This window comes from Streptomyces sp. NPDC057638 (genome assembly GCF_042800315.1).
GTDB lineage: Bacteria > Actinomycetota > Actinomycetes > Streptomycetales > Streptomycetaceae > Streptomyces.
Genome location: NZ_JBHVHF010000398.1, coordinates 1 through 6,087, shown reverse-complemented (window position 1 = coordinate 6,087; position 6,087 = coordinate 1). Strand labels below are relative to the sequence as shown.

The following is a 6,087-nucleotide window of genomic DNA, read 5'->3' as shown; positions in this document are numbered from 1 at the left end:
GGACCCGGGTCGTCTCCTCCGGGCTCCTCGACCGACCGCCGTCGGCGGTCCCCGACGGGCCTGGGCCGGTGCTCCTGATGTCGGTGGGGGCACCGGCCCAGGTCCTCGCTCACCCACACCCACCGCCGCGCCCGCGCGGCCACCTCGCGGACCTCGCCCCAGCCCGGCTCAGTGGCCGCTCTCCGTCGGCGGCCGGCCGGGGGCACCCTCCGCCGGGGTCACCGTCCCCGTGGGCCGCAGCACCCGGTCGAGGAAGATCCGGGTGCGCTCCTCGCGCGGAGCGGTGACGACCCGGGCCGCCGGACCCTCCTCGGCCACCAGCCCCTCGTCCAGGAAGACCACCCGGTCGGCGACCTCGCGCGCGAAACCCATCTCATGGGTGACGACCATCATCGTCATCCCCTCCGCCGCCAGCAGCCGCATCACGGCCAGGACCTCGCCGACCAGCTCGGGATCGAGGGCGGAGGTGGGCTCGTCGAAGAGCATCACCTCGGGTTCCATACAGAGCGCGCGGGCGATGGCCACCCGCTGCTGCTGACCACCGGAGAGCCGGGCCGGATGGGTGTCGGCCTTCTCGGCGAGGCCGACCCGGGCCAGATGGTCCCGGGCCACGGCCGCCGCGCGCCGCCGGTCCCGGCGCAGGACGCGCCGCTGCGGCAGGGTGAGGTTCTCGGCCACAGTCAGGTGTGGGAAGAGGTGGAACTGCTGGAAGACCATGCCGATACGGCGCCGGACCGCGTCGATGTCCACGTCCGGGTCGGTGACCTCCGTACCTCCGACGACGACCCGGCCCCGGGTGGGCACCTCCAGCAGGTTCACACACCGCAGCAGGGTGGACTTCCCCGAGCCGGAGGGCCCGATCACACAGACGACGTCGCCCCGGGCCACCTCCAGATCGATCCCGCGCAGCACCGGAGGCCCGCCGAAGTCCTTGTGGAGGCCCTGGATCTCGATCTCCGGCGCCGCGCCGATCCCCGTACGGTCGGCCCGGTCGGTGCGGTCGGCCCGGTCGGCCCGGTCGGCCCGGTCGGTGCGGTCGGTGCGGTCGGAGGCGTCGGCGCGGTCGGTGTGGCCTGTGCGGTCGGAGGCGTCGGCGCGGTCGGCGTCGTGGTCCCGGATCGTCATGTGTGTCACGCCCCCTTGGCGGCCTTGGCCTCCAGACGGCGCACCACCAGACTCAGCGGCACCGTCACCAGCAGATAGCAGAGCCCCGCGACCAGGATCGGGGTCGAGTTCGCCGACTGGCTGGCGAGGTCCCGGCCGAACTTGGTCAGCTCCCGCTCATCGAGCGTCACCCCGAGGAAGAGCACCAGCGAGGAGTCCTTGAAGAGCAGCACCAGCTCGTTGGTGAGCGGCGGCACGACGATCCGCAGCGCCTGCGGGATGATCACCGACACCATGGCGCGCGTGTGCGAGAAGCCGAGCGAGCGGGCCGCCTCCATCTGTCCCCGGGGGACGGCCTGGATGCCCGCCCGGATGGTCTCCGCCATATAGGCGGCGGCGACCAGGCCGAGGCCGAGCGCCACCTTGCCGTAGGTACCGCCGGGGATCTCGGTCCCGGGGAAGGCGAGCGGCACCGCCACCCCGACGAAGATGAAGATCAGCAGGGCGGGCAGCCCCCGGAAGAACTCGATGTAGACCGTGGCCAGCCAGCGGTAGGGAGCCACGGACGAGAGCCGCATCAGCGCGATGAGCAGCCCCAGCACCAGACCGAGGAGAAAGCCCGAGAGGGTGTAGACGACCGTATTGCGCAGGGCGACGGTGATGACCTCGGGGAAGAGCCGTGACACCAAGTCGGTCTGGGCGAACTGGCGGGCCAGCCGGTCCCAGTCGGCGCTCAGCGCGGCGAGGGCGAGGACGGCGGCGAGGAGCAGGTACTGGAGGCCCTGGGCCAGCCGTCGTCGCCGTCGCCGGGTGAGACGGCGCCCGTGACCGCGACCGGCGGCGCGGTGGTGGGCCCGGCCGGGTGCCCGGCGCGCCGGGGGAACGGACCCCTTGTCCCCCTCACGCTCACGCCCTTCGCCGCCCGCCCCACCCGGCCCCGGCTTCTCGCCCCGGGCGTCGGGGCGTCCGGTCATGGCGTGTCCGTGGGCATCGGGCCGATCCACCGTTCGTACAGCTTGCGGTAGGTCCCGTCGGCGCGGGCGGTCTCGATCGCCTGGTCGACCGCCGCGAGGAGCTTGGCGTTGCCCTTCTTCACGGCGACCCCGTACTGCTCGCCGGTCTCGATGTTCTGGCCGAGGGCGAACTCCTTCGCGATCCCGGGGTCCTTGAGCCAGCCGCTCGCCACCGGGTAGTCGATGACGGCCGCCGCCACCTGGCCGGAGCGGAGCCCGGCGAGGACCTGGTCGGCGCTGTCGAAGCCGACGGGGTCGAGCCCCTGCTCCTTGGCGTAGGTCTCCCCGGTGGTCTCGGCCTGGGCGCCGACCTTCGCCCGGGTGGCCCGGACGGCGGCGAGGGAGCGCGGGCCGCTCTTCTTCCGGACGAGCAGCGCCTGGGTGGCGTCGAAGTACGGAACGGAGAAGTCCACGTTCTTCCGGCGGTCCTCGGTGATGGTCATCCCGGCGGCGGCCAGGTCACACTGCCCCGAGTTGAGGAAGGCCCCGGTCTTGAAGTTCTCGAACGGCGTGTCCACGATCTTCTGCTCGACCCCGAGGTCCTCGGCCACCAGATCGATCAGGGAGACGTCGAAGCCGACGATCCGGCCGTCCCGCTCGAACTGGAACGGAGGGTACGGAAGGTGGGTGCAGGTGGTCAGCGCGCCCTTCGCCACGACGGGCACCCCGCCCGCGGCCTCCCCCTCCTCCGCGTCCTTGGCGCAGCCGGTGATCAGCGCGAGCCCCAGGGCCAGCGTGATCGCGCCGGTCCTGACGGCGAGGACCCCGGTCCTGACGGGAAGGGGAGTGCTGGCGCGACCGCGCCGTGGTCTGACCGTCTCCAACACGCGTGACCTCCAGGCGAGCCGTGGTGGCGGAACCGTCCGGGCGGGGCGCGCCCACCGGGACGGCGGCGGAGCCGTGCGGCACCAGTGTGGAGGTGTCCGGGGGCGTCGCCTAGGCTGTGATCCGGACGGAGAGCGGCCAGTGGGCGGACGGGGGTGGGCGGATGGGTCGTCACGCGCGCCCCCTGATCGCCGCCGCGCTCTCCCCGCTGCTGCTGGCCGTGTGGGCGGTCGCCCTGCTGCTGACCGGGGCCGCCCCGGCGGCCGGGGCCTCCGCCATCGGGATCTCCGGGTCCGCGTCCGGGTCCGTCCAGCTCACCGGGGCCGCCCAGCCGACCGCGCCGGGTACGGTCACGCTCGCCGCTCCCGGGGACGCGGCGCCGCACTCCGCGCCCGCGCCCTCGGCGACACCCGCGCCCTCAGCCGGGTCCGGGGCACTCTCGGTCACGGCGCCCGCGACGACCCCGCCTTCCCCCACCCGTACCGACCATCCCCATCGGGCCACCACCGGGCGGCCCGATCTGCGGCGGGCGCCGCCCGCCTCCGTACCGCAGCAGGCCGAGGCCGCCGACCAGGGTGGTCCGCCGCCGCTGGCGGCACCGGTCGCGGTGCCGGTGTCCTGGGCGCCGCCGGTGGTGGCGGTCGGCACCGACCGGTTCGAGGACCGGCGCGAACGCGCGCCGCCGCACGCCCCCTACGATCCGCGACACTCCCGCGCGCCCCCCTTCGCCACGAGCAGGTGACGTCTTCGGCGTCCGCCGTCCCGCCCCTTCGGGCCGGGCGCGGTCCGCCGCATCCCTACTCGCCGTCCGTGGCCGCCCGCCGGGGTGTGCCGCGCTGTTCGTGGAGTTCCGCCATGTCCTCACGTGCCCGGCTCTGGCGCGCCTTGTTCGCGCTCGCCGTGGTCGCCGCGTCCCTCTGGGTCGCCGTGGCCGTTCCGCCCACCCTGGGGCTCGATCTCCGGGGTGGCACCCGTATCGTCCTGGAGACCCGGGACTCGCCCACCGTCCGCGCCGACGCCGAGGCCACCGACCGGGCGCTGGAGGTGCTGCGGCAGCGGGTCGACGCGCTCGGTGTCGCCGAGCCCTCACTGGCGCGCTCGGGCGAGCGCCGGATCGTCGTCGAACTGCCGGGGGTGCGCGACCCCCGTGAGGCGGCCGAGGTCATCGGCCGTACCGCGCAGCTCACCTTCCATCCCGTCCGGGAGATCACCCAGGGTCCGAAGGAGAGCGCCCCGGCCGCCGACGGCTCCCGGGTGCTGCCGGACCCCGATGTCCCGGGCGGCTTCCTGAGCCTGGCGCCGCCCGCGCTCACCGGGGAGGGTGTCAAGGACGCCGAGGCCGTCCTCGACACCCAGTCGGGCCGGGGCTGGACCGTCAGCCTCTCCTTCCGGGGCAAGGGCGAGCCCTGGGCGGAACTGACCGGTCAGGCGGCCTGTGCCGCCCCCGGCGATCCGGCCCGCCGGGTCGCGATCGTCCTGGACGACGCCATCGTGTCCGCGCCGGGCATGGAGTCCTCGGTACCGTGCGGGGCGGGCATCACGGGCGGGAACGCGCAGATCACCGGCGGCTTCTCGGCGGACGCGGCACGCGATCTCGCGGCGCTGGTCAAGGGCGGCGCGCTGCCCGTGCCCGTGACGACGGTCGAGCAGACCACCGTCGGCCCCACCCTCGGCGCGGACGCCATCCGGGCCAGTGCGATGGCCGCCGTGATCGGACTGGTCTGCACCGGCGTCTTCATCATCGCCGTCTACCGGCTGCTCGGTCTGCTCGCCACCATCGCGCTGGCGCTGTACGGACTGATCTCGTACGCCGCCGTCGTCGGCCTCGGCGCCACACTCACCCTGCCGGGGCTCGCCGGGTTCGTCCTCGCGATCGGAATCGCCGTCGACGCCAATGTGCTGGTCTTCGAACGCGCCCGGGAGGAGTACCGGTCCGTACGGGACCCGGGTCTGGAGCGTCCGCTGCGGATCGGGTTCACCAAGGCGTGGAGCGCCGTCGCCGACTCGCATGTGACCACCCTGCTCGCGGCGGGTCTGCTCTTCGTCTTCGCCACCGGCCCGGTCAAGGGCTTCGGGGTGACGCTGGCGATCGGCGTGCTGGCCTCCCTGGTCTCGGCGATGGTCATCACCCGGCTGCTGGCCGACTGGGCGCTGCGCCGGGGCGTGGTGCGGCGGCGGCCCTCGCTCACCGGGATCACCTCGGCGGGCCGGGTCCGCACCTGGCTGGAGCGCCGTCCGCCCCGGCTGATGCACCGCCGCAGGCGCTGGCTGGCGGTGTGCGGGACGCTGCTGGTGGTGGCGCTCGGCGGGATCGGGGTGCGCGGTCTTGAGTTCGGTGTCGAGTTCACCGGCGGCCGGGTGGTGGAGTACACCACCGAGCGCCCGGTGAGCGCGGACCTCGCACGGGAGGCCGTGGCCGACGCCGGGTTCCCGCGCGCGGTCGTCCAGAAGAGCGGGGATGACGGCGTCAGCGTGCGCACCGGTGAGCTGTCCGACGGGGAGAAGGAGGAGGTCCGCGAGGCGCTCGGGAGGATCGGCGGCGGGGCGAGTGTCGAGAAGGACGAGATGATCGGCCCCAGCCTCGGCAGTGAGCTGCGCACCCATGCGCTGATCGCGCTGGCGGTCGCGGTCGCGGCGCAGCTCGTCTATCTCACGGTCCGCTTCCGCTGGACGTTCGCGACGGCGGCGGTCGCCGCGATGACCCAGGACGTGCTCCTGGTGGTGGGGCTCTTCGCCTGGCTGGGCAAACCGGTGGACAGCGTGTTCCTGGCGGCGCTGCTCACGGTGATCGGGTACTCGGTCAACGACACGGTGGTGGTGCTGGACCGGCTGCGGGAGCTGCGCCGCCGCTCTCCGCGCGGGGCGTGGCCCGAGCTGGCCGACCGCGCGGTGGCCCAGACCCTCCCGCGTACGGTCAACACCGGGATGGGCGCCCTCTTCGTCCTGGTGGCGCTGGCGGTGCTCGGCGGTGACTCGCTGCGGGACTTCTCGATCGCGCTGCTGGCGGGGGTGGTGCTGGGGATCGCCTCCACCATCTTCACCGCGATGCCGCTGGCGGTCTCGCTCCAGGGGCGCCATCCGGACCGGCCGCGCCAGGCGCGGCCCTCACGGACGGGGACGGGGGCTGTGGTCTGACGGTCCGACG

The 6,087-nt window shown here is 74.2% G+C and carries 5 protein-coding genes; 2 read left to right on the top strand and 3 right to left on the bottom strand.

Annotation, left to right across the window (positions count from 1 at the left end; genetic code table 11):
- Positions 1-168 precede the first annotated feature (168 nt).
- Genes ACFVIM_RS31790 through ACFVIM_RS31780 form a run of 3 tightly spaced genes read right to left on the bottom strand, consistent with a single transcriptional unit; the run spans position 169 to position 2,941 of the window.
- The gene (locus ACFVIM_RS31790) at positions 169-1,125 is read right to left on the bottom strand and encodes an amino acid ABC transporter ATP-binding protein (RefSeq protein ID WP_384308826.1); all 957 of its coding nucleotides are present in this window, start codon (positions 1,123-1,125) and stop codon (positions 169-171) included.
- A gap of 5 nt (positions 1,126-1,130) precedes the next feature.
- On the bottom strand, positions 1,131-2,078 hold the full coding sequence (locus ACFVIM_RS31785) for an amino acid ABC transporter permease (protein WP_384308822.1): 948 nt from the start codon (positions 2,076-2,078) through the stop codon (positions 1,131-1,133).
- A complete protein-coding gene (locus ACFVIM_RS31780; protein ID WP_384308829.1) occupies positions 2,075-2,941 on the bottom strand; it encodes an ABC transporter substrate-binding protein in 867 nt (288 codons plus the stop codon). The genes ACFVIM_RS31785 and ACFVIM_RS31780 overlap by 4 nt, the downstream gene beginning before the upstream one ends.
- Before the next feature lie 164 nt (positions 2,942-3,105).
- On the opposite strand from ACFVIM_RS31780, the gene ACFVIM_RS31775 reads away from it, so the two are divergent.
- Together ACFVIM_RS31775 and secD are read left to right on the top strand one after the other, a co-directional pair.
- On the top strand, positions 3,106-3,684 hold the full coding sequence (locus ACFVIM_RS31775; protein WP_384308819.1) for a hypothetical protein: 579 nt from the start codon (positions 3,106-3,108) through the stop codon (positions 3,682-3,684).
- A 113-nt stretch (positions 3,685-3,797) separates the two neighbouring features.
- Positions 3,798-6,077, top strand: coding sequence for a protein translocase subunit SecD (secD, locus tag ACFVIM_RS31770; RefSeq protein WP_384308816.1), 2,280 nt, complete (start codon positions 3,798-3,800; stop codon positions 6,075-6,077).
- The last annotated feature ends 10 nt before the right edge of the window (positions 6,078-6,087 follow it).

Bases quoted from the DNA above. Each gene is read 5' to 3' on its own strand.
- secD (WP_384308816.1), top strand. From the start codon at position 3,798: ATGTCCTCACGTGCCCGGCTCTGGCGCGCCTTGTTCGCGCTCGCCGTG.
- ACFVIM_RS31790 (WP_384308826.1), bottom strand. From the start codon at position 1,125: ATGACGATCCGGGACCACGACGCCGACCGCGCCGACGCCTCCGACCGC.
- ACFVIM_RS31775 (WP_384308819.1), top strand. From the start codon at position 3,106: ATGGGTCGTCACGCGCGCCCCCTGATCGCCGCCGCGCTCTCCCCGCTG.
- ACFVIM_RS31785 (WP_384308822.1), bottom strand. From the start codon at position 2,078: ATGACCGGACGCCCCGACGCCCGGGGCGAGAAGCCGGGGCCGGGTGGG.